General features: G+C 58.4%; 23 protein-coding genes. 10 read left to right on the forward strand and 13 right to left on the reverse strand.

Features of this window, described 5'->3' with window-relative positions:
- Positions 1–186: 186 nt before the first annotated feature.
- From KORM41_RS11705 to istA, 5 genes are all read right to left on the reverse strand, one after another.
- Positions 187–399 carry a hypothetical protein gene (locus tag KORM41_RS11705; RefSeq protein WP_068147794.1) on the reverse strand — a complete coding sequence of 71 codons (213 nt, stop codon included), beginning with the start codon at positions 397–399 and terminating at the stop codon, positions 187–189.
- A 59-nt stretch (positions 400–458) separates the two neighbouring features.
- Positions 459–668, reverse strand: a complete 210-nt coding sequence (locus tag KORM41_RS11710; RefSeq protein WP_068147979.1) for a hypothetical protein — start codon at positions 666–668, stop codon at positions 459–461.
- A gap of 13 nt (positions 669–681) precedes the next feature.
- Complete coding sequence (locus KORM41_RS21565; protein WP_082719886.1) at positions 682–903, reverse strand: DUF2188 domain-containing protein; 222 nt, start codon at positions 901–903, stop codon at positions 682–684.
- A gap of 116 nt (positions 904–1,019) precedes the next feature.
- Positions 1,020–1,778, reverse strand: a complete 759-nt coding sequence (istB, locus tag KORM41_RS11715; protein WP_068147981.1) for an IS21-like element helper ATPase IstB — start codon at positions 1,776–1,778, stop codon at positions 1,020–1,022.
- Positions 1,775–3,271, reverse strand: coding sequence for an IS21 family transposase (gene istA, locus KORM41_RS11720; RefSeq protein ID WP_156431962.1), 1,497 nt, complete (start codon positions 3,269–3,271; stop codon positions 1,775–1,777). Before istA ends, istB begins: the two co-directional genes overlap by 4 nt.
- A gap of 391 nt (positions 3,272–3,662) precedes the next feature.
- Here istA and KORM41_RS11725 point away from each other — a divergent pair, with 391 nt between their 5' ends.
- A complete protein-coding gene (locus tag KORM41_RS11725; protein ID WP_068147987.1) occupies positions 3,663–4,781 on the forward strand; it encodes a THUMP domain-containing class I SAM-dependent RNA methyltransferase in 1,119 nt (372 codons plus the stop codon).
- 3 nt (positions 4,782–4,784) lie between these two features.
- On the opposite strand, the gene KORM41_RS11730 is transcribed toward KORM41_RS11725, so the two are convergent.
- Both KORM41_RS11730 and KORM41_RS11735 read right to left on the reverse strand, forming a co-directional pair.
- Positions 4,785–5,753, reverse strand: a complete 969-nt coding sequence (locus tag KORM41_RS11730; protein WP_068147990.1) for an oxidoreductase — start codon at positions 5,751–5,753, stop codon at positions 4,785–4,787.
- A gap of 89 nt (positions 5,754–5,842) precedes the next feature.
- Positions 5,843–6,634 carry a thioesterase family protein gene (locus KORM41_RS11735; RefSeq protein ID WP_197421087.1) on the reverse strand — a complete coding sequence of 264 codons (792 nt, stop codon included), beginning with the start codon at positions 6,632–6,634 and terminating at the stop codon, positions 5,843–5,845.
- 262 nt (positions 6,635–6,896) lie between these two features.
- Here KORM41_RS11735 and KORM41_RS11740 point away from each other — a divergent pair, with 262 nt between their 5' ends.
- The 8 genes from KORM41_RS11740 (at position 6,897) to KORM41_RS11775 (ending at position 13,709) form a co-directional block, all read left to right on the forward strand.
- Positions 6,897–7,508 (forward strand): ribonuclease D, encoded by a 612-nt coding sequence (locus KORM41_RS11740; RefSeq protein WP_068147994.1) that lies wholly within the window; start codon positions 6,897–6,899, stop codon positions 7,506–7,508.
- Between the two features lie 17 nt (positions 7,509–7,525).
- Positions 7,526–8,254 carry a hypothetical protein gene (locus KORM41_RS11745; protein WP_068147997.1) on the forward strand — a complete coding sequence of 243 codons (729 nt, stop codon included), beginning with the start codon at positions 7,526–7,528 and terminating at the stop codon, positions 8,252–8,254.
- Positions 8,251–8,778: an LptA/OstA family protein gene (locus KORM41_RS11750; protein ID WP_068148000.1), complete on the forward strand. Its 528-nt coding sequence runs from the start codon at positions 8,251–8,253 to the stop codon at positions 8,776–8,778. The genes KORM41_RS11745 and KORM41_RS11750 overlap by 4 nt, the downstream gene beginning before the upstream one ends.
- Positions 8,779–8,982: 204 nt before the next feature.
- Entirely contained in the window at positions 8,983–9,762 is a 780-nt protein-coding gene (gene lptB, locus KORM41_RS11755; RefSeq protein WP_068148003.1) for an LPS export ABC transporter ATP-binding protein, read from the forward strand.
- Positions 9,763–9,773: 11 nt separating this feature from the next.
- Entirely contained in the window at positions 9,774–11,357 is a 1,584-nt protein-coding gene (rpoN, locus tag KORM41_RS11760) for an RNA polymerase factor sigma-54 (RefSeq protein WP_068148006.1), read from the forward strand.
- 305 nt (positions 11,358–11,662) lie between these two features.
- Positions 11,663–12,247 carry a ribosome hibernation-promoting factor, HPF/YfiA family gene (hpf, locus tag KORM41_RS11765; RefSeq protein ID WP_068148009.1) on the forward strand — a complete coding sequence of 195 codons (585 nt, stop codon included), beginning with the start codon at positions 11,663–11,665 and terminating at the stop codon, positions 12,245–12,247.
- 74 nt (positions 12,248–12,321) lie between these two features.
- Positions 12,322–12,783, forward strand: a complete 462-nt coding sequence (gene ptsN / locus KORM41_RS11770; RefSeq protein WP_068148011.1) for a PTS IIA-like nitrogen regulatory protein PtsN — start codon at positions 12,322–12,324, stop codon at positions 12,781–12,783.
- A gap of 134 nt (positions 12,784–12,917) precedes the next feature.
- A complete protein-coding gene (locus tag KORM41_RS11775) occupies positions 12,918–13,709 on the forward strand; it encodes a CPBP family intramembrane glutamic endopeptidase (RefSeq protein ID WP_068148014.1) in 792 nt (263 codons plus the stop codon).
- On the opposite strand, the gene truA is transcribed toward KORM41_RS11775, so the two are convergent.
- The 5 genes from truA to KORM41_RS11800 all read right to left on the reverse strand — a co-directional run bounded on the left by truA (position 13,706) and on the right by KORM41_RS11800 (position 16,738).
- On the reverse strand, positions 13,706–14,449 hold the full coding sequence (gene truA / locus KORM41_RS11780; protein ID WP_068148019.1) for a tRNA pseudouridine(38-40) synthase TruA: 744 nt from the start codon (positions 14,447–14,449) through the stop codon (positions 13,706–13,708). The genes KORM41_RS11775 and truA overlap by 4 nt on opposite strands.
- 9 nt (positions 14,450–14,458) lie before the next feature.
- Positions 14,459–15,373, reverse strand: a complete 915-nt coding sequence (fmt, locus tag KORM41_RS11785) for a methionyl-tRNA formyltransferase (protein ID WP_068148022.1) — start codon at positions 15,371–15,373, stop codon at positions 14,459–14,461.
- 13 nt (positions 15,374–15,386) lie between these two features.
- On the reverse strand, positions 15,387–15,905 hold the full coding sequence (gene def / locus KORM41_RS11790) for a peptide deformylase (protein ID WP_068148025.1): 519 nt from the start codon (positions 15,903–15,905) through the stop codon (positions 15,387–15,389).
- An 89-nt stretch (positions 15,906–15,994) separates the two neighbouring features.
- Positions 15,995–16,336 (reverse strand): DUF1491 family protein, encoded by a 342-nt coding sequence (locus tag KORM41_RS11795; protein WP_156431963.1) that lies wholly within the window; start codon positions 16,334–16,336, stop codon positions 15,995–15,997.
- Between the two features lie 57 nt (positions 16,337–16,393).
- Positions 16,394–16,738, reverse strand: coding sequence for a PilZ domain-containing protein (locus KORM41_RS11800; protein ID WP_231727247.1), 345 nt, complete (start codon positions 16,736–16,738; stop codon positions 16,394–16,396).
- Between the two features lie 254 nt (positions 16,739–16,992).
- On the opposite strand from KORM41_RS11800, the gene KORM41_RS11805 reads away from it, so the two are divergent.
- Entirely contained in the window at positions 16,993–18,408 is a 1,416-nt protein-coding gene (locus KORM41_RS11805; protein ID WP_068148033.1) for a sigma-54-dependent transcriptional regulator, read from the forward strand.
- Positions 18,409–18,442: 34 nt separating this feature from the next.
- Here the strand turns inward: KORM41_RS11805 and KORM41_RS22385 are convergent, their stop codons facing one another.
- Positions 18,443–20,749, reverse strand: coding sequence for an NADP-dependent malic enzyme (locus KORM41_RS22385; RefSeq protein ID WP_068148036.1), 2,307 nt, complete (start codon positions 20,747–20,749; stop codon positions 18,443–18,445).
- Between the last annotated feature and the right edge of the window lie 87 nt (positions 20,750–20,836).

The following is a 20,836-nucleotide window of genomic DNA, read 5'->3' on the forward strand; positions in this document are numbered from 1 at the left end:
ATAGGCGTTTATGTCAGAAAAATTGGCCACTTTATTGGCCTATGAATTATAAGACAGCTCTATGCTTTTAGCATCGCCCAAAGGACGAGAGATCCCTAGCTACATTATGCCATGAAAACAGACAGCCGGTGAGGATGGTTGACAAGAACACCCACATCAAAAAGAGCGATTTAGTAAACAGGCGGTTTAACGCCGCCTGTTTACATTATCCTTGGTGGAACGATCCGGATTGTCGCGCGCATACTCACGGCCGTTGATTTTGACAACATGTGCATCTGGATGTTCGCCGCGTTTGATTTCAGCGACAACATTCCTGCGCGGTACATCTTTTCGTGCACCAATATCATAGTGTTCATTACGACCTCCAGGGCCGTCATTTTTGCCAACAATTTTTGTCATTTTGACTTCTCCTGCTATTTGGCTTTCTATCAGTTAAGTGAATTGATCACACGCCCGACCTAACGCAAGCGCCGTTTCATCCGTTCGATCTGTTCGGGAGAGCCTTCAGCGTCAAAGCCATTCCGGGTTTTCTTCATTCTAACGCCCGGACCCGCAGCCCTACGGATTCCCTGCTCAATCGTTTTTTCAAACGATCGTTTCATTTCGCGTTCAAGCTGCTGCGAGCTTGTAATGCGTTTACCGTTAAACTTCATATCAATGCGTACCATGTCAGGCCTCCTATTATCCTTTGGGTGGAAAAGGGTCATTGCCGTATGAGTCGCGAGCGCGAATGCGTCCATCGCTACCATGAATCAGCAATTCACTTTGATGGTTACGGGCAATTTCGCGGGCGGCATCAATAGCTTCAGCCTGCGTGTCGTGAATGGATGTTGCCCGGGAGTTTCCTTCGCCCTGGACAGCCCATTGGCCTTGCCTTGGCGTAACATGTTGATTCTTTGACATTTTACTTTGTCAAGGGCGGAGTAAAATTAGGCCAGAGGGCGGCGTAAAAGTGAGCCACTCTGGATATGATGGATAGGATAGCCGGGGGCATGCCCCCGGCTATTCTATCTGGGCGATTATTTTGGGTGTGTTTTTGACCGGCTTTGAGTGAGACGGTAGCTTTCGCCGTTCATCTCCAGGATGTGAACATGGTGGGTCAGCCGGTCGAGGAGTGCCCCGGTGAGACGTTCCGAGCCGAAGGTCTCCGTCCATTCATCGAACGGCAGGTTGCTGGTGATGATGGTGGAACCGCTCTCATAGCGCTCGGAGAAGACCTCGAACAACAGTTCGGCACCGGTCTTTGAGAGCGGCACAAAGCCCAGTTCGTCAACAATCAGCAGCCGGTATTTGGCCAGCTTTTTCTTGTAGCGCAGCAGGGACTTCTCATCCCTCGCCTCCATCAGTTCATGCACCAGGACGCTGGCCGTGGTGAAGCCGACGCTGATGCCCTTCTGGCAGGCGGCCAGCCCGAGACCGAGGGCGACATGGGTCTTGCCGGTGCCACTGGGGCCAAGGGCGATGATATTCTCATAACGGTCCACATACTCTGAGCGTGCGAGCGTGAGCACTAGCATCTTGTTCAGCTCGGGAATGGCCTTGAAGTCAAAGCTGTCGAGGCTCTTGACCGCCGGGAACTTCGCCAACCGGATCCGCCGCTCGATCATCCGCCTTTCCCGGTCGATCAGTTCCAGCTCGGTGAGCCTGGCAAGATAACCGGTATGGTCAACGCCTTCGGACGCACACTGGCGGGCCACCTTGTCATAGTCCCTGAGGAAGGTGGGCAGACGCAGCTTCTTCAGATGGTGGGATAGCAGTATCTGTGGTGCTTCACTCATGACGCAACTCCCACCAGGCACATATAGGTGGATGGCGACGTGGTGCCCACATTGGCCCTCGGGAGGTAGGGGTAAAGTGTCAGGTCAAGCCGGGCCGGGCGGCGCTCAATCCGGCACAATACCAGATGCTTCACTGCATCATAGCCAATAGCCCCCAGGTTCAGGGCATCCTTCACGGCCGCCGAGAGCGTTGCCATATCCACTGTATCCAATAGCCGCAGCACCTGGACATATTCCCGCTTGCCGGCCTTGCCCATGCGGGCTTCCAGAAGCCGCCGCAGCTTGTGTATCTCTTCCGGCAGGTCCCAGCCATCAAGCGGGGCTGCCTGGTCAAGGCTCATGATCTTGCGCTCAATCAGCGGCAGGTAATGCAATGGATTGAAGATCATATCCGCCTCGTCATAGGAGCGCTCGTGGCGGGCGATGATCTCCCCGGCACAGCCAATGACCACCTCGCCGACATAGCCCCGGACCCAGACCTCCCGGTGGGCAAAGGCAACAGGCACCGAATAATCATTGCCCTTGTAACGCACCAGCGACAGGGACGTGACCCGACCGGCCTGCTTGTGGCAGGCATCGAAGAACGCCCCCGGCAAGGGGCGCATTGCCGCCAGATCAGCCTGCAGCCGGTCCCCGATGCTCACCTTGTGCCCTGACAGGATGTCTGACTGCCGCCTGATACAAGCGTCCTCCAGATATGCATTGAAGGCGTCAAAGCTGGCGAAGGACGGAATGGGGACCATGAAGTTGCGCCGAGTATAGCCGACCATGCCTTCAACCTTGCCTTTGTCGTTGCCCTTGCCGGGACGGCCATAGCGGTCTTTTACCAGATAGTGGGACAGAAAGGCCGAGAAGCTGTCGGTCCGCTTGCGCGTGCCGTCCGGCATGATCCGAGCTACCAGGCAGCGATCGTTGTCGTACACTATCGACTGCGGCACAGCGCCAAAGAAGGCAAAGGCGTGGTTATGGCCATCCAACCACGCTTCCGTTGTCGCCCGGGGATAGGCCCTGACATAACAGGCATCGCTGTGCGGTAGGTCCAGCACAAAAAAGTGTGCCTTCTGCTGGACGCCGCCGATGACCACCTGGGCTTCGCCGAAGTCCGCCTGACCGTGGCCCGGGGTATGGCTGAGCGGGACATACACTTCCCGGCTGACACGCTTCTGCTCCCGCACATAATCCTTGATGATCGTATAGCCGCCATCAAAGCCATACTCAGAGCGCAGGCGCTCAAAGATCCGTTTCGCTGTATGGCGCTGCTTGCGCCCGACCTGACGGTCACCCTCAAGAATAGTGTCGATGATCTCTGTAAAACCGTCGAGCTTTGGGCGCTTGACCGGTTCTGTGCGCTGGTAACCCGGCGGCTCTGAATGGTGCAGCATCTTCGATATGCTGGCTCGGGATACGCCAAAACGGCGCGAAGCTTCTCTCTGGCTCAAACCCTCAACATGGCAGGCAAGCCGGACACGTCTGTATAAGTCCACGGTGAATATCCTCTGGCCCTCCCAGAAAATGGAAAAGCCTCAAACTGGCAAACTTTTAGTCCGCCCGCAGCAACACTTTGTCGCCGCTTCCGTGGTTCACTTTTGCACCGCCCTATACACAACATACCTAAATTTACATCAGGTGTTACACCCTGTGATAGAGTCTAACTATTTAATATATATAATTAAATAGGATTGATATACATTTACGTAAATTTATGTACTAGCTTAGGTATAAGCTTCAGGTGCTAGTGTCCGTATGGACGTGGAGGTTCGAGTCCTCTTCTGGGCACCATTCAAAACCCGCCTTTACCGTTTTCGGTCAGGCGGGTTTTTGCGTTTCGGGGTTAGCTGGCTCGAAACAGTCGACGCCTCAGCCCAAACAGGATACCTATAACGCATGACGCAAAATGAGCCCCTTGAGATTTTTCTGGTGACCGTGCCCGGCCTTGAAGCCGCGCTGTGTGATGAAGCGCGCGCGTGCGGGTTTGTGGATGCGAAGCTGGACAAGGGCGGCGTGACGGTAATGGGCAGCTGGGCCGACGTGTGGCGCGCCAACCTTTTACTGCGCGGCGCAAGCCATGTGCTGGTGCGGCTGGGCGCTTTCCGGGTGATGCACCTGGCCAAGCTGGATAAAGCCGCGCGCAAGTTCCCGTGGGGCGACACGCTGCGGCCTGACGTGCCGGTGCGCGTGGAAGTGACCTGCAAAAAGTCCCGCATCTATCACCATAAGGCAGCAGCGGAACGGTTCGAGACTGCCATCGTTGACGAGTTCGGCGGCACGATTTCGCCGGACGCAGGCGTATGCATCAAGGTGCGCATCTTTGATGATATGTGCACCATCAGCATCGATACCTCCGGCGAAAGCCTGCACAAGCGCGGCTACAAGGAAGCCGTGAACAAGGCCCCCATGCGCGAAAACCTGGCAGCGCTTCTGCTGCGCGACTGCGGCTTTAAGGGCGATGAGCCGGTGGTGGACCCCATGTGCGGGTCTGGCACTTTTGTGATTGAGGCCGCGGAAATGGCCACAGGCATGGTGCCGGGCCGGGCGCGGGCCTTCGCGTTCGAGCAGCTGGCGACGTTTGATCTTGAGGCGTTCGTAAACCTGAAGGAAGCGCTGCCGAGTGCCGCTGACACCAGCGCCCGTTTCTTCGGCTTTGACCGCGATGGTGGCGCCATCAAGATGAGCATGGCCAACGCAGACCGCGCGGGCGTGGCGGCGATCACCGCTTTCGAGCGAAAAACCATCAGCGAGCTTGTGGCGCCCGAGGGTGAGCCGGGCCTCGTGATCATCAACCCGCCCTACGGCATGCGGATCGGCGAGGTGAAGAAGCTTCGGAACCTGTATCAGGCGCTTGGCGCGACTCTCACCGCAAACTTCAAGGGCTGGCGTGTTGGCATTGTCACCAACAATGACGAGCTGGCGCGAGCTACCGGCCTCAAGTTCAAGAAAGCCAAGACGCGCTTTTCCCATGGCGGCATCCCGGTAACGCTCTACCAAACACCGCCAATCAAATAGCCATCAGACAGTAGCCAGCATCTCTTCGCTCAGCGCCCACAGCATGTCGGCGTTCGCTTCATCACACGCCCAGGCGCGGACATGTTCCCACCGCTGGCTATCCTCAGTGCCAAGCTGGGCGATGTCACAGTCTTCGCAATACAGCCCGCCCATGCCGTCAAGCTTCGGGCTTGTCGCAGCCCATACGGCTGTCGATGCGCCCTGCTCAGGCGTTTTGAACATGGCCTTCACGCGCTCAGGCACCGTGCCGTCAGCGTTTTTCCACCCCAGCGCGACCATTTCCTCATCTGGCAGGAACCGCTGAAGGTCCGTGAAAATGCCGCCGGGGTGCACGGAAAAGGCGCGGATGCCGTTTGCCGCCTCGCGCCGGTCCAGCGCGTTGGCGAACAGGGCGTCGGCTGTTTTGGATTGGCCGTAGGCTTTCCATTTATCGTATTCGGTGCGCTCGAAATGAATGTCGTCCCAGAGCACATCTGTGAAGATATGGGCCGTGGACGAAAGGGCAATGACCCGCGCCCCGTTCGCACGCCTCAGCGCCGGCAACAGCCCCTTTGTGAGCGCCATATGCCCCAGGTGATTGACGCCGAACTGGGCTTCCCAGCCCGGCCCCACGCGGGTTTCCGGGCAGGCCATGATGCCCGCATTATTGATCAGGATATGAAGCGGCTTGCCCGTGGCTTCATAGTCTGCGGCAAAGGCGCGGACGGAGGCGATATCTGCCAGGTCTATCGCCGCGACCGTCACGCCGGAAGTGCCCGCAAGCGCCTCAGTCGCGGCCTCAGGCCGCCGGGCGGGCACGGTGACAGCAGCACCCGCATTCACCAGCGCGCGCACCATTTCAAGCCCGATGCCGCTATAGCCGCCGGTCACAACGGCGTTCTTGCCCGCGAGGTCTATGCCTTCAAGCACCTCCGCGGCTGTTGATTTTGCGTGAAATCCCGACGCGATCGGTTTCTGGTCTTCGGCTGCCATATCCTGTCCCCTTAATTATCTGTTCCCACATGAGGTAAGGGGCCTTTGCCCCAAGGCAAGGCGGCCCACCTTTTCGTGACCGGAGCCGATTATTCGAAATAGGTCATGCACTGACGCGAAAGCGCCACCAGGTCGCCGTCTTCCGTGAAAATCCGGCCCGACTGCTGGCAGTAGCCGCCTGCGGCAGCGTCCAGGTCATAGTCCAGATAGAACCAGTCGCTTGCCACCTCATGCGCGGGGCGGACAAATTCAAGCGACCAACTGAGCGAGCTGGCCAGCACCCGCTGGTCATAATGAGCCAGGATGATCGGTGGCGGGATATCGGCGATGGCGACAATCTTCTCCAGCGGGAAGACGCTCATGTCCGTCTTGTTACGCACCCACTGCCCAAGCCGCCGGGCGCCGGTGTTGGACATGGGAATGCCGCCGCCGGTCCAGTGAACATCGAAATTGCTGATAAAGGGCGGTACAGGCGCGCGCACGGCCTCGACCGAGGGAACACTGTCGCGCGGCTCCGCGTTGAACTCTGCCGTGGGGGCAGCTGATTTGGTGTCGCGCGCGTCGCCAAAGGCCGCGGCGGCCTGCAGGCACACGGCATCACCCGCCATGATGCGCACGGTTGCCTGGGTGACATTCTTGCCCTCACGCAGCAGTTCTGACCGCACGGTGACATCTTCGGCCGGAATAGGGCCAACGAAGGATACCATCAGCGACCGCATGGGCTTTTCCTCAGCCAGCAGCGTGCGCATGCCCTTGGCCGCCATGGCCGCACCAAGCCCGCCAAAGGCCGCCCGGCCCTGCATCCACACAGGCGACACCCGGGTTGTGGCAACGGGGCTATCAATGTCGGCCAATATTTCGGCCAGCGTTCTGTCTGTCATCTGTCTCAGCCTCACAAAATGCTGCGCGCGCGCCCACAGGGCGCCAATAGCGCCGTACGCACAGGAAACTATGTCGCAATCGTGATAGAGCAAGCTTTCATTCGTGCATGGCACCCATACCCGACCCCATTCAAACCTTTCCGCCATATAGTTCTTTTTTCTGCCACAAGGCTCTTTATAATGTGCAGATGACATGACAAAAGGTGGCAGCAGGGCGCCATGAAGGCACCCCGGCAACCAACCACCATATTCAGGAGCGCATATGGCCATTCACTTTTACGAAGGCGACCTGCCGGACGGGCTGGATTTCGGGTCTTCCGTAGCCATCGACAGCGAAACCATGGGCCTTCTGCCGCACAGGGACCGGCTGTGTGTGGTGCAGCTTTCAAGCGGGGATGGCGACGCCCATCTGGTGCGCTTCAAGAAAGGCACTTACGACGCGCCGAACCTGAAAGCGCTGCTTGCTGACCCGAAAGTCCTGAAGATTTTCCATTTCGCCCGCTTTGATGTGGCTGTGATGAAGCACTATCTGGGGGTCGACACGGCGCCCATCTATTGCACCAAGATCGCTTCCAAGCTGGCGCGCACCTACACCGACCGCCATGGCCTGAAGGACCTGTGCCGCGAACTGGCGGGTGTGGAGCTGGATAAGCAGCAGCAGTCAAGCGACTGGGGCGCAGATGACATCACCGACGCGCAGAAAGAATATGCGGCGTCTGATGTTCTGTATCTGCACAAGGCAAAAGAAAAGCTGGACATGATGCTGGCGCGCGAAGGGCGAACCGCGATGGCCCAGGCGGCCTTCGCCTTCCTGCCGACCCGCGCCGACATGGACCTGGCGGGCTTCGAGCCCATGGACATTTTCTCGCATTGACGGATAGGGGGCGGTTCGTGACCAAAGCCACACGCGATCACTATACAAGCCCCGGCCTGGCCCGCGAGGAAGCCATGGCCGCCTTGTCGCCTGTGGTCATGGGGCCGTCGAACCCCTTTTGGGACAAATTCATCCATACCATGCGGATTGCGCTTCCCATCCTGGCCATTGTGCTTGGCGGGATCACGCTACTCTGGCCCATCCTCAATGAAACGGAAGTGAGCTTCACCCTGTCGAAAGATGAGGTCGCCAAATCGGACGGCGTGATCCGCATGACCAACCTTTCATACGCCGGTACAGACGGCCTTGACCGGCTTTTCCGGGTTGAGGCCGCGTCCGGCCTGCAGGAAAACCCAAGCGCCCCGCGCGTACGCCTGACGGATATCCGCGCGGAAATGGAACTGGACCCCGGCCTGCCCGCGACCGTTGAGGCCCGCACCGGCATTTACCGCATGAAGGAAGGGACGCTGTCGCTTGTGGGCGGTGTCCATGTCAATACATCGAACGGCTACCGCCTGGATATGGCCGGGGCGGAAGTGGACCTCAAGGGCCATAAAGCCACCGGACAAGGCTCCATCACCGGGGTCTCTGATCTTGGTACCCTAGAGGCCGGCCGTATGGAAATTCTGGTGGATGAGCGCGAAGGCCTGTTTGACGGCGGCGTGAAACTTTCCATCACACCTAAGCGCCCAAAAGGCGACCGCACCAAAGAAACACCAGCCGCAAACAGTGAGGCGAAATCATGATGTCAAAAACCTTCAAAGCCGCCATGCTGGCGACAATGCTGCTTGGTGCACCCGGTGCGCTGGCGCAATCGGTTCTCAAGAATCATGATACCTACCAGCCGCTGGATATCTCAGCCGAACGGCTTGAGATGAAACAGCGCGAAGGCCGGGCCATTTTCCGCGGCGCCGTGAATGTAAAACAGGGCAAGATGACCCTGACATCCGACACCTTGACTGTGTTTTACGAAACCGAAGACGGCATCGAGAACCCCAGCATCGACCGGCTTGACGCCCAGGGCAAGGTAACCCTGACATCAGAATCCGAGACCCTGTCTGGCGACTGGGCCGTATATGATGTGGACCGCCGCCTGGTCACCATCGGTGGCAATGTGGTTTTCACCCAGGGCGATAATAGCCTGCGCGGAGAACGCTTGGAGTTTGACCTGGTATCCGGCCTTGCAAAACTGGACGGGGAAGCAAGCAATGAAGGCCGCGTACGCGGCACCTTCAATGTGCCCCCGAAGAAAGACGGCGAGCCCAAATAGCCCGGCCAAACGGGATTTCAAGTCACGTTTCACAGAGATTTCTTTGCCCGCTCTTTTAGGAATTTTCCTACCTAATGGGCTGGCGTAAACATCTTATTCATGATTTATTGACAATGCTTATGCATGAAATGAGCCAACACCCAGGTCGGCTTTAGCAAAGCATGGGGGATGGCCCGGGTTTCGGGCCACATCGAGAGGCAGTTTATGAGTGCAGACACAGACATCAAGGCAGGTAGCGCCCACCCTCTGACAGGCGGGACTGCAGAAGGCCTTATCATCGACGGTATCGGAAAGTCCTATAGTGGCCGCCCGATCCTGCGCGATGTGTCCCTGTCTGTTCACCGCGGCGAAGTAGTCGGGCTTCTGGGCCCCAACGGCGCGGGCAAAACCACCTGTTTCTATTCCATCACCGGGCTGATCGCACCAGACCATGGCCGCGTGATGCTGGACGGCACCGAGATCACCCACCTGCCCATGTACCGCCGGGCGCGGCTTGGCATCGGTTACCTGCCGCAGGAAACATCGATTTTTCGCGGCATGACCGTGGAGGACAATATCCGTGCCGTGCTTGAAGTGGTGGAGACAGACCGCAAGCTTCGCGACGCGATGCTCGACAAGCTGCTGGAAGAATTTTCGATCACGCATCTCAGGAACACGCCTGCGCTTGCGCTTTCGGGCGGTGAACGCCGCCGCTGCGAGATTGCCCGGGCCCTGGCGGCGCGCCCCAGCTTCGTGCTGTTGGACGAACCGTTCGCCGGCATCGACCCGATTGCCATCGCCGATATTCGGGAGCTGACGGCCCACCTGAAAGACCGCGGCATCGGCGTGCTGATCACAGATCACAACGTGCGCGAGACCCTAGATATCATCGATCGGGCCTACATCATCTATGAAGGTCACGTTCTGTTTGAAGGCAACGCAGAAGCCGTCCTGAAAGACCCGGATGTCCGCCGGGTGTACCTGGGCGAAAGCTTCAGCCTGTAGGAGGTGGAGACGTGGCGCTAACGCCAAGACTTGATCTCAGACAAAGTCAACAGCTGGTGATGACTCCCCAGCTGCAGCAGGCGATCAAGCTTTTGCAACTCTCCAACCTGGAACTGGCCGACTATGTCTCGACCGAGGTCGAGCGCAACCCGCTTCTGGAAATGGGCGAGCCCGGTGAGGGCGGCAGCGGCGACGAAGGCGGCAACCCCGGCGAGAGCGATTTCAGCGACTCCAATTTGCGCGAAGGCGGCGACGCCCGCGACGGCAGCGACGGCATCGTTGCAGCCGACAAAAGCATGGATAGCGATTTCGATACGTCATCGGGTTCCGACGGCGCACTGGACGCCAACTTCGAGACCAACATCTACAATAACGACGCAGTCTCCGACCGCGTTCCCCAGGAAGGCGGTGCCGGCAGCGGGTCGCTTTCCTATGAAGGCGGTGGTGCCATCAAGGGTGGCGGCGGTTTCTCAGACGAACGCAGCCTGGACCAAACCCTTGAGGGCGAGGAAAACCTGCATGATTTCCTGATGCGCCAGATGGCCGTGTTGCTGCAGGAACCGGCAGACCGGCTGATCGCGACCCACCTGATCGACCTGGTGGACGAATCCGGCTATGTGAATGCGGACGACGCGAGTGAAGTGGGTGAACAACTGGGAGCCTCCAAGCAAGACATCGAGCGGGTTCTTGAGGCCCTGCAAACCCTCGAACCTTCAGGCTGCTTTGCCCGTAGCCTGTCCGAATGTCTCGCAATCCAGCTCAAGGAGTTGGACCGGTATGACCCCGCGATGCAGGCGCTCGTTGAAAACCTGGAACTTTTGGCCAAGCGCGACATGGCGGCCTTGAAGCGGCTTTGCGGCGTTGACCAGAACGACCTGGCGGACATGATCAAGGAAATCCGCCTGCTGAACCCGAAACCGGGCCTCGCTTACGGCGGGCAGGCGGTACAGCCTGTGGTGCCTGACATTTTCGTGCAAAAAAGCCGTGCTGGCACCTGGGTGGTGGAGCTGAATACCGATACCCTGCCAAAGGTGCTGGTGAACCAGCAGTATCTGACCGAACTGGGCGACGTGGGTGGCGGCAAGGAAGCCAAAGCTTTCGTTTCCGACTGCCTGTCGAACGCCAACTGGTTGGTGAAAGCGCTGGATCAGCGGGCACGAACCATTCTCAAGGTCGCGACCGCGCTGGTGAAAACCCAGAGCCAGTTTTTCGAGCATGGTGTCAGGTTCCTGAAGCCGCTGACGCTGAAGGACATCGCCGACGAGATCGAGATGCACGAATCTACCGTCTCACGCGTAACCAACAACAAGTTCATGTCCTGCCCACGCGGCATGTTCGAGCTGAAATATTTCTTCACATCGGCAATTTCCGCGGGCGATGGCGGTGATGCGCATTCGTCCGAGTCGGTCAAATTCCGTCTCAAGGAGCTGATCGACGACGAGGATCCGAAGAAGATTCTGTCCGACGACAAGCTGGTGATCATGATGAAGGCTGAGGGCATCGACATCGCACGCCGCACGGTTGCAAAGTACCGCGAAGCCATGAAGATCCCATCTTCCGTTCAGCGCCGCCGCCTGAAAAACATGGGCAGCTAGAAAGCCGCAAGGACAGCCCCTTGGAAAACCGCATGCTGAGTCGTTTTCAGCCCTTGCAAAACCGGCCGTTGATCCACACATAAAAACTTGTGGAGATTCAAAAATTTGACACAAATCAAGGTGGATTAACCACACTTAAACCATCTTTTGTGGTAGGCTGAAACTTCCAGCCGCAATGGGTGGAAAGCGGTGCCAGTGTCGGACGGGGACAGACGCTGGAACTCAACGCCGCAGCCGGGCCGCGACGGCCCGTGGTATAGTAGCGGTAGCCTCCCCGGCTACCTGAGAAAGGATGATTGGCTCCTATGGATATCAATGTTACTGGACGGAAAATGAATGTTGGTGAATCTCTGACCCAGCATGTCGAAGAACGCCTCGAAACTGTCGCAGAAAAGTTCTTTAGCCGCACCATTGATGCAAACGCCACTTTTGTCAAAGAAGGACACTTATACCGAGTTGATGTATCGCTTCACGCCAACCAGGGCATCAATATGCAGGCCCACGCGGAAGCGGATGACCCCTATGCTGCATTCGAACTTGCAGCCGATAAAATAGAAAAACAGTTGCGTCGATACAAACGACGCCTTAAGAACCACCACCACGTACCACAGCGCGAGATTGCAGTAGAGGTCGCAAGCGACCTGATACTCGCGCCGGAAGAAGAAGATGCCGAGGGCATGCTGAACGGCGATAGCGCCGAAAGCCAACCGTTAATCATTGCGGAGAACAAGAAAGAGATCCCCCACGTGAGTGTGCGGGACGCCGTGATGTTGATGGACTTGGCCGATGCCAGCGTCTTCATGTTCCGTAATCGCAAGGGCGATACGCTGGACGTGGTTTACCGTAGGCCGGATGGCAACATCGGGTGGATCAGCCCAAGTGCCGCCTAACGCGTAAACAGGTTGGAAACTGACAAGAGGGTAAACCGGGCCCGCCGCTTGTGGGCCCGGATGAGAGAGAGATCATGGAGATCGAAGATCTGCTTTCAGCAGAGAACGTACTTGGTGACTTCAAAGCATCAAGCAAGAAACAGACATTGCAATCCCTGTCCCGCAAGCTCGCTGACTTTGCCGGGGTGGATAGCCGTCTTGTATTCGACAAGCTTCTCGAACGCGAAAAACTGGGCAGCACCGGCGTTGGTAAAGGTGTGGCCATTCCGCACGCCCGCGTCGAAGGCCTGGACGAGATCAAGGGGCTGTTCGCGCGGCTCGCGAGCCCGATTGACTTTGATTCCGTTGATGACCAGCCGGTAGACATCGTCTTCATGCTGCTCGCGCCCACAGACGCGGGCGCAGATCACCTGAAGGCGCTTGCCCGTGTGTCGCGCCTGTTGCGCGACGAAGCCACACTGAAGAAGCTGCGGGCGACATCGGACGACAGCGCGCTTTATGCCATGCTCGCCCAACCTGCCAGCAACGCTGCCTGAGCCCTCGCCCAACAGGGCGTATCACGATCTTGCTGCAAACATCACCCCCAGGCACGCGGTGCTCTTGGGACTGGTATCGCTGTCCTCTATATCTGCTTTCAGAGCTAGAAAAATATAGAGACAGCGAGACCCCAATGAACAACCTGAAAACCTTCCTTCTGAAGCGACCAGTCGTCGGATCGGCATGCCTGATCGCCATCAGCTTGCTGCTTGTCCTTGGCATTCCCTATCTGTTGGGCAGCCAGCCTGAGCTGAAACTGATCGCTAAAACCTCAACCCGCCTGCTGGCCGCAATCGCCGCAGCTTATCTCCTTTGGAAAATGAACTGGGCGTGGGACGCGGGCCTCACGCGGCGGCCATGGCGCAGGCGTTGGTGGATTGCCCCCCTGCCCATGCTTGCCATCGTTGGCATCAACCTTCTGGGCGTGAACTGGTCGAAACTTGCTTTCACACCCACCGCCACAGCCGGCTGGCTGGGCTATAACCTCTCGGTCGGGCTATTTGAGGAACTCCTGCTGCGGGGTGTGTGTTTCTGCCTGCTGGCCACAGCGTGGCGCCAGCGCAAGAACGGCTTGCTTCTAGCGGCCGTCACCCAAGGCGCCATCTTCGGCCTTCTGCACCTGATCAATCTCGTGCACGCGCCTGTGCTGGATACCGTCAGCCAGACTGTCTATGCCACCCTGCTGGGCATCGGGTTCGCGGGCATGACCGTATTCTGCCGTAGCATCTGGCCAGCAGTCATGGTGCACACCGCCATCAATCTGGCGGGCTCGATGAACAGCGACCTGGTGCCGGGCGCCATCCAGGCTGAAGGCTCGCTGGAAGGATATATTGTGGCGACGGTGGTAATTTTGCTGGTGTCGGCCCTGCCGGGCGTGTGGCAGCTCAGAAAAGAACAGCGAGCGCTCGTGGGCGCTTCTGCCTAATACTCTACGCGCTTGAAATAAAGACCGTCCGGCGGGGCATTGAGCCCAAGCGCCTGGCGGTCACGCGCCTCAAGTGCCGCCTTCACGTCATCCTTTGTCCAGTTGCCTTCGCCCACCAGCTTCAGCGTGCCTATGATGGACCTGATCTGGTGATGGAGGAACGACCTTGCGCCAGCAAGCAGCCGCACCTCGTCGCCTTCGCGCTCAACCGTCAGATAGTCCATGGTCTTGATCGGGCTTTTCGCCTGGCAAGCCACATGCCGGAAGGTGGTAAAGTCGTGCTGGCCTACTAGAACCTGCGCCGCCTCGTGCATGGCATCGGCGTCCAGCGGCGTTTTCACATGCCACTTGAGACCAGCATCGAACGTGAGCGGCGCGCGACGGTTGGCAATGCGGTACACATAGTGACGCTTGAGGGCGTCAAAACGGGCATTGAACTCAGCATCCACAGCCTCAACCTTCACAATAGCGACCGTGTTCCTGGGCTGCATATGGTAGTTCAGCGCCCCTTGAACCTGATCCGGTGTCATCTCACGCTCAAGATCAAAATGGGCGATCTGCCCCAACGCATGCACGCCCGCGTCTGTCCGGCCCGAACCGGTCACCCGGACATTTTCATTCGGCGCGAATTTTTTGATCGCATCCTCAATGGTGGCCTGCACTGACGCACCATTGTCCTGACGCTGCCAACCCACAAAGGGGCGGCCATCATATTCAATTGTCAGCTTGAAGCGCTGCATGATGGCTCCTCAGTCGAACCGCGTGCCCTTGGGCACGCTGAAACCGCGCAGCAATTCTTCGCGGTCCATTGCCGCCTTACCCGCACGCTGACCACGGTCGATCCTGTAAGCACCCTGGCCGCACGCGACCAGAAGCCTGTCATCAAGGGCCGTACCCGCGTCACCCGAAGCATCTTCCACGCTTCCCGCAAGGATTTTCAGCCGCTCGCCATCCACCATGGTCCAGGCCCCGGGGAAGGGAAACAGGCCGCGCACCTGCCGGTCAACCGCGTCCGCGCCCAAAGTCCAGTCCACCTTGGCTTCGGCCTTGTCGATCTTGTGGGCGTAGGTCACGCCTTCTTCCGTCTGCGGCTCCGCCGTGTGCGACCCGTCAGCCAGGCCCTCGATCGCCTCCACGATCAGCTCGCCGCCCATGGCCGCCAGCCTGTCATGCAGGCTCAGCGTCGTGTCATTCGGCGCGATGTCGGTTTCCGCGCGCATCAGCACGGGACCCGTATCAAGCCCGGCTTCCATCTGCATGATGCAAACGCCGGTCTTTTCGTCCCCTGCCATAACCGCCCGGTGGATGGGCGCGGCCCCGCGCCAGCGCGGCAAAAGGCTCGCGTGCACGTTGACGCAGCCATGCTTTGGCGCGTCCAGCACCGCCTGCGGCAATATCTGGCCATATGCCACGACAACCGCAACATCGAGACCAAGCGCGGCGAACTCTGCCTGCGTAGCCGTGTCGCGCATCGACTTCGGTGTATAGACCGGAATGCCCTGACTTTCCGCCCAGGCATGAACGGGCGACGGCCGCTCTTTCTTGCCGCGCCCGGCGGGGGCAGGCGGCTGGCTATAGACAGCCACCACGTCATGTGAGGAGGCTGCAAGCGCCTTCAAGGTTGGCAGGGCGAAATCGGGGGTGCCCATAAAGGCAATGCGCATGGGAAGCTCTCCCTTAAAGGACCTTGGTGTCCTTGGTTGCCTTCTGGACTTTCTTGATGATCATATTGCGCTTCAGGCGCGACAGATAATCAATGAATACAACACCGTTCAGGTGGTCGATCTCATGCTGCACGCAGGTGGCCATCAGACCTTCCATCAGCTCATGCTGCTCTTTGCCGTCATAGTCCAGGTATTTAACCTTCACGGCTGCCGGGCGCTCCACCTCGGCATAATGCTCGGGCACCGACAGGCAGCCTTCATTATAAACATTGAATTCTGGCGACTCCCAGGTAATCTCCGGGTTCACCAGGAAAATCGGCTGGCGATCTTCCTCATCCCCTTCGGTATCCAGAACAATCACCCGCTTCGGTACCGCTACCTGAATGGCAGCCAGGCCAATGCCCGGCGCGTCATACATGGTCTCCAGCATGTCGTCCATCAGGCGCCGCAGGTCGTCATCCACCTGACCGACAGGGTCAGACAGGGTTTTCAGAAGCGGGTCTGGCACATTCACGATTTGCAGTTTCGACATGCTCGGTTTCCTTAAAGGATCAATACTCAGTACTTTTCTTATGGGCTTTACCTATGGTTGGCGCCCTTCTCCGTCAAGCTGAAAGCGGCCTAAAACTCCGAAATCGGGGCATCAGGCACATATTTGCTGGTGCTGTCTTCAATCTCGATCACCCAGAGGTCCGGGTCGAAACCGCGTTTCTTGGCGATAAGCGCATCCGCCGCCTGTTCATCCTGGCCTTCAGCCGCACCCAAGCGCCGCCAGATGCGATTGCCGTCGAAATCCAGAGACTGCTCGAAAAGGAGCACACCGTCCTTGAAGCGGTTTACCTTCAGGATAACCCCGCCGCGCTCCGCATCGCCCTTGGCAACCACAAAAGACGGCATGTCTGCGCCAAAACAAGTGCGCAGATGGGCATCAATCCAAAACTTTGTTGAAAGGCGTGCAGTCATGGAAAGGATATGCGCCAAGGAGCGCAGCCCGGTCAAGGGAGAAGAAAAGAGGGTGACTTAATCGTCTTCACTGAGACCAAGCACGTGCAGGCGGTCTTCGAACATGCGCTTGATCACATCCGGGCCCACATTGAAGGCGACCCCCAGAAGCTCACCCTTGGCCCAGGCAACCGTTGCCGGGATTTCACCGCGACCGGTCATGACCAGCTCAATCTCGACACCGTCCTGAAGCGGCAGGTCCACCCGTACCCGGGCACCGCCGAGCGACAGGTTCCATATCTGGCAGGAAAGCTCATGCTTGCCCACCCTGATTTTGGCAGGCCAAAGCACGGACCGACGTTTAAAGCGCCGGCTGTCCAATCCTTCGGCTTGGGCCTCTTCAGCCTCTGCCGTCTTATTCAAAGTGTCTTTTGCCACGTCTTGCGCCACGCCACCAATGAACGATACCTGCAGGTTTGCACAGGTATGCTACCACAATTCCGCATTCAGACTATAGCCTTAACCGGTAAACCAAAAATGACCAAATCCATAGAATTTTCCTAAATTGCCCCGAAGCGCCCACCCGAAGAACCCATACGGGTGGTGGTGCAAGGAGATGCTTGTTTATGGGTACGCCATTCGGTACCAATAGAGAACCGGGGGGTAAGGAGCGCTCTATGGCGTCAAAGGAATTGTCTGAAACAGCTGGGGCTGCGGACCAGCCTCCGATCTTGATCGTTGAGGACAGCCCGACGCTGGCGCTGACCTATCGCGAATATCTGCGCCGTGCAGGCATGGACGCCATCATTGCCGAAACCGGGGCTGCGGCGCTTGAGGCAATCAGCAAGTCAAAGCCCGCGATTATCCTTCTGGATTTGCGCCTGCCTGACATGGACGGACTTGATATCCTCAAGAAGCTCAATGCGGAAAACAACAGCGCGCGCACCATCGTGATCACCGCTCATGGGTCGGTGAAGGTCGCTGTTGAGGCCATGCAGGAAGGGGCGTCCGACTTCCTGCTGAAACCCTTTGCAGCCGAACGGCTGGTAACTACCGTTAACAACAACCTTGAGATCACGCGCCTCGCAGGCCTGGTGCAGCAATATGCCGGCGGCCAGAAGAAGAAATTCGGCCGCTTTATCGGCGTCAGCCCGGCCATGCAGGCGGTCTATCATATGATCGAAGACTGCGCGTCATCGAAGGCGTCTGTCTTCATCATGGGCCAGTCGGGCACGGGCAAGGAACTGTGCGCCGAATCGATCCACAACCAAAGCCCCAGGAAAGACCGGCGCTTTGTGGCCCTAAACTGTGCGGCCATCCCGTCGAACCTGATCGAAAGCGAGATTTTCGGCCACAAGAAAGGCGCCTTCACCGGCGCCACGTCAGACCGGGAAGGTGCAGCCGTGGCGGCAGACGGCGGCACGCTGTTCCTGGACGAAATCTGTGAGATGCCGCTGGATCTCCAAGCCAAGTTACTGCGCTTCATCCAGACAGGTGAAGTGGTGCCTGTGGGCAGCAACACCCCCATCCAGGTGAATGTGCGTTTTGTTTGCGCCACCAACCGCACACCTTGGGAAGAGGTGGAGGCCGGGCGCTTCCGGGAAGACCTTTACTACCGGCTTCATGTGGTTCCCATTCACCTGCCGCCACTTGCGGAACGGGACCAGGACGTACTGATCATCGCACGCCATATGCTGGAAAGTTTCGCCAAGGAAGAGGGCAAGGAATTCACGGGTATCAGGGCGGACGCGGAAAACCGTCTGCTGGCCCACAGCTGGCCCGGCAACGTGCGGGAACTGGGCAATGTGATCCAAAGCGCTGTCGTACTGAACGAGGGCCCAGAACTGACGGGTGAGATGCTTGACCGGCTGATGGGCCCGACACGCAGGCAGGCGCTGAGGCAACCAGCCAGCCCAATCTTGCCTGACGGCATGACATCCACGGGCGCCATAGAGCCGCTTGCAGCAGCCGAACGCCGGATCATCGAACGGGCGATTGAGATTTGTGGTGGGAAAGTCAGGCTTGCAGCCAAGCGGCTTGAGGTAAACCCCTCCACGCTTTACCGCAAGCTCAAGGAATGGGAGGCGGACTAACCGCCCCCGCGTCTATTCAGCCCTTATTCGGCGCTTATTCAGCGTCCTCGTGGCCCAGCTCTTCCCGCGCCTGCTCCAGCGCGAAGGCCGTACTGGCCGCAAGACCGGCCATATTCACAAGGTCGGATGCACTGGCCGTCATGCGCGCCACCTGGATGGAATGTTCCATGCCCAGAAGCATCGGACCGATAATGCGCGCGCCGCCAAGCTCGGTCAGCAGCTTGTAACCGATGTTGGCGCTATGGAGCGCCGGCATCACCAGAACGTTCGCCGGGCCCGAGAGGCGCATGAACGGATATTGTTCCATCAGGTCCCGGTTCAGGGCCACATCCGCCTGCATTTCGCCGTCATATTCGAAGTCCACATCGCGCTCATCCAGAATGCTCACAGCCTTCTGGATATGCTGGGTCTTGTCAGACGGCGGGTTGCCGAAGTTTGAGAAAGAAAGGAACGCGATGCGTGGTTCGTGGCCAAGCCTTTTCACAAAATAGGCCGCGCTTTCCGCGATATCTGCCAGTTCTTCTGCGTTCGGACGTTCGTTCACCGTGGTGTCTGCCATGAAGACGGTGCGGCCTTTGGTCACGACAATCGACATACCGAACGGGCGGTGGCCCGGGATCGGGTCAATCACCCGGCGGATGTTCTTGAGCGCCCGCCAATAGTGGCGCGTCACGCCCGTGATCATGCCGTCCGCATCTCCCGTCGCCACCATGCAGGCGGAGAAAACGTTCCTGTCCCGCTTCACCAGGCGCTGCACGTCCCTGAGCAGGAAACCCCGGCGGTTCAGCCGCTCATAGATATAATCGATATAGTCGCTGGTGCGCTTGGTATTGGCCGCATTCCAGATTTCAAACTGGTCGTCGTCCACGCCCATTTCACGCAGCTTCTCGCGGATCGGCGCCTCATAGCCCACAAGGATCGGGATACCGTAGCCTGCGTTCTTAAAGCCCACAGCCGCGCGCAGAACCTTTTCTTCCTCTGCTTCCGCAAACACGATGCGTTTTGGCTCGCGGCGCTTGAGGTCTTCGAACATGGTCGACAGCGTATCGGCTGTCGGATCAAGCCGGGCGCTGAGCTCCTGCTCGTAAGCTTCCATGTCCTCAATCGGCTTTCTGGCCACGCCTGTGTCCATCGCGGCCTGCGCCACCTTCACCGGAATACGGCGGATAAGGCGCGGGTCGAACGGTGCCGGGATGATATAGTCCGGGCCATAATGCGGCTGCTTGCCGCCATAGGCTGCGGCCACTTCTTCCGGCACGTCTTCGCGCGCCAGTTCCGCAAGCGCAGTCGCCGCCGCAATTTTCATTTCTTCATTGATGGTGCGGGCCCGCACATCCAGTGCGCCGCGGAAGATATAGGGGAAACCAAGAACATTATTCACCTGGTTCGGATAGTCCGACCGGCCGGTGGCTATGATGGCGTCAGGGCGTGCTTCGCGCGCGTCCTCCGGCGTAATCTCAGGGTCAGGGTTTGCCATGGCAAAGATGATCGGCTTGTCGGCCATCTTCTTGACCATCTCTTTACTGATCGCGCCCGCAGCCGCCAGGCCGATCACCGCATCCGCGCCCACAAGGGCCTCTTCAAGCGTGCGCGCGTCGGTCTCAATCGCATGCGCCGATTTCCACTGGTTCATGCCTTCAGTGCGGCCAGCGTAGATCACGCCCGTGCGGTCAACCATGGTCACATTTTCATGCGGCAGGCCCATGGCCTTGATAAGTTCGATACAGGCGATGCAGGCAGCGCCCGCACCCAATGCAACAACCTTGGTATCTTTGAGTTCACGCCCCGTCAGGTCGAGCGCGTTGATAAAGCCGGCGGCGGTAATGATCGCCGTGCCGTGCTGGTCATCATGGAACACTGGAATGTCCATCAGTTCGCGCAAGCGCTGTTCGATGATGAAGCATTCAGGGGCTGCGATGTCCTCAAGGTTGATGCCGCCGAAGGATGGACCCAGCAGCTTCACGCAGTTGACGAACTCGTCAATGTCTTCGCTGTCCACCTCAAGGTCGATGCTGTCCACGTCCGCAAAGCGCTTGAAAAGAACCGACTTCCCTTCCATCACAGGCTTCGAGGCCGCTGCACCCAGGTTCCCAAGCCCCAGGATGGCTGTTCCGTTCGAGATCACCCCCACCAGATTGCCTTTGGTGGTATAGTCATATGCCGTGTCGATATCTTCCGCGATCGCTTTCACCGGCACCGCAACGCCGGGGCTGTACGCGAGCGACAGGTCGCGCTGGGTCGCCATTGGCTTTGACGGGGTGATTTCAAGCTTGCCGGGGCGACCGGCGGAATGGAACCTGAGGGCCTCCGCATCCGTAAATTTGGATGAATTACTCGGCATGGGGAATCCTTTGTTCTTATGACTGATGTCTTATGGTAGCAGTCCGGGCCAGAATGCTCTAAAAGCGTTTTATGCTATGCGGCATAC

The sequence above is a fragment of the Kordiimonas lipolytica genome (genome assembly GCF_001550065.1).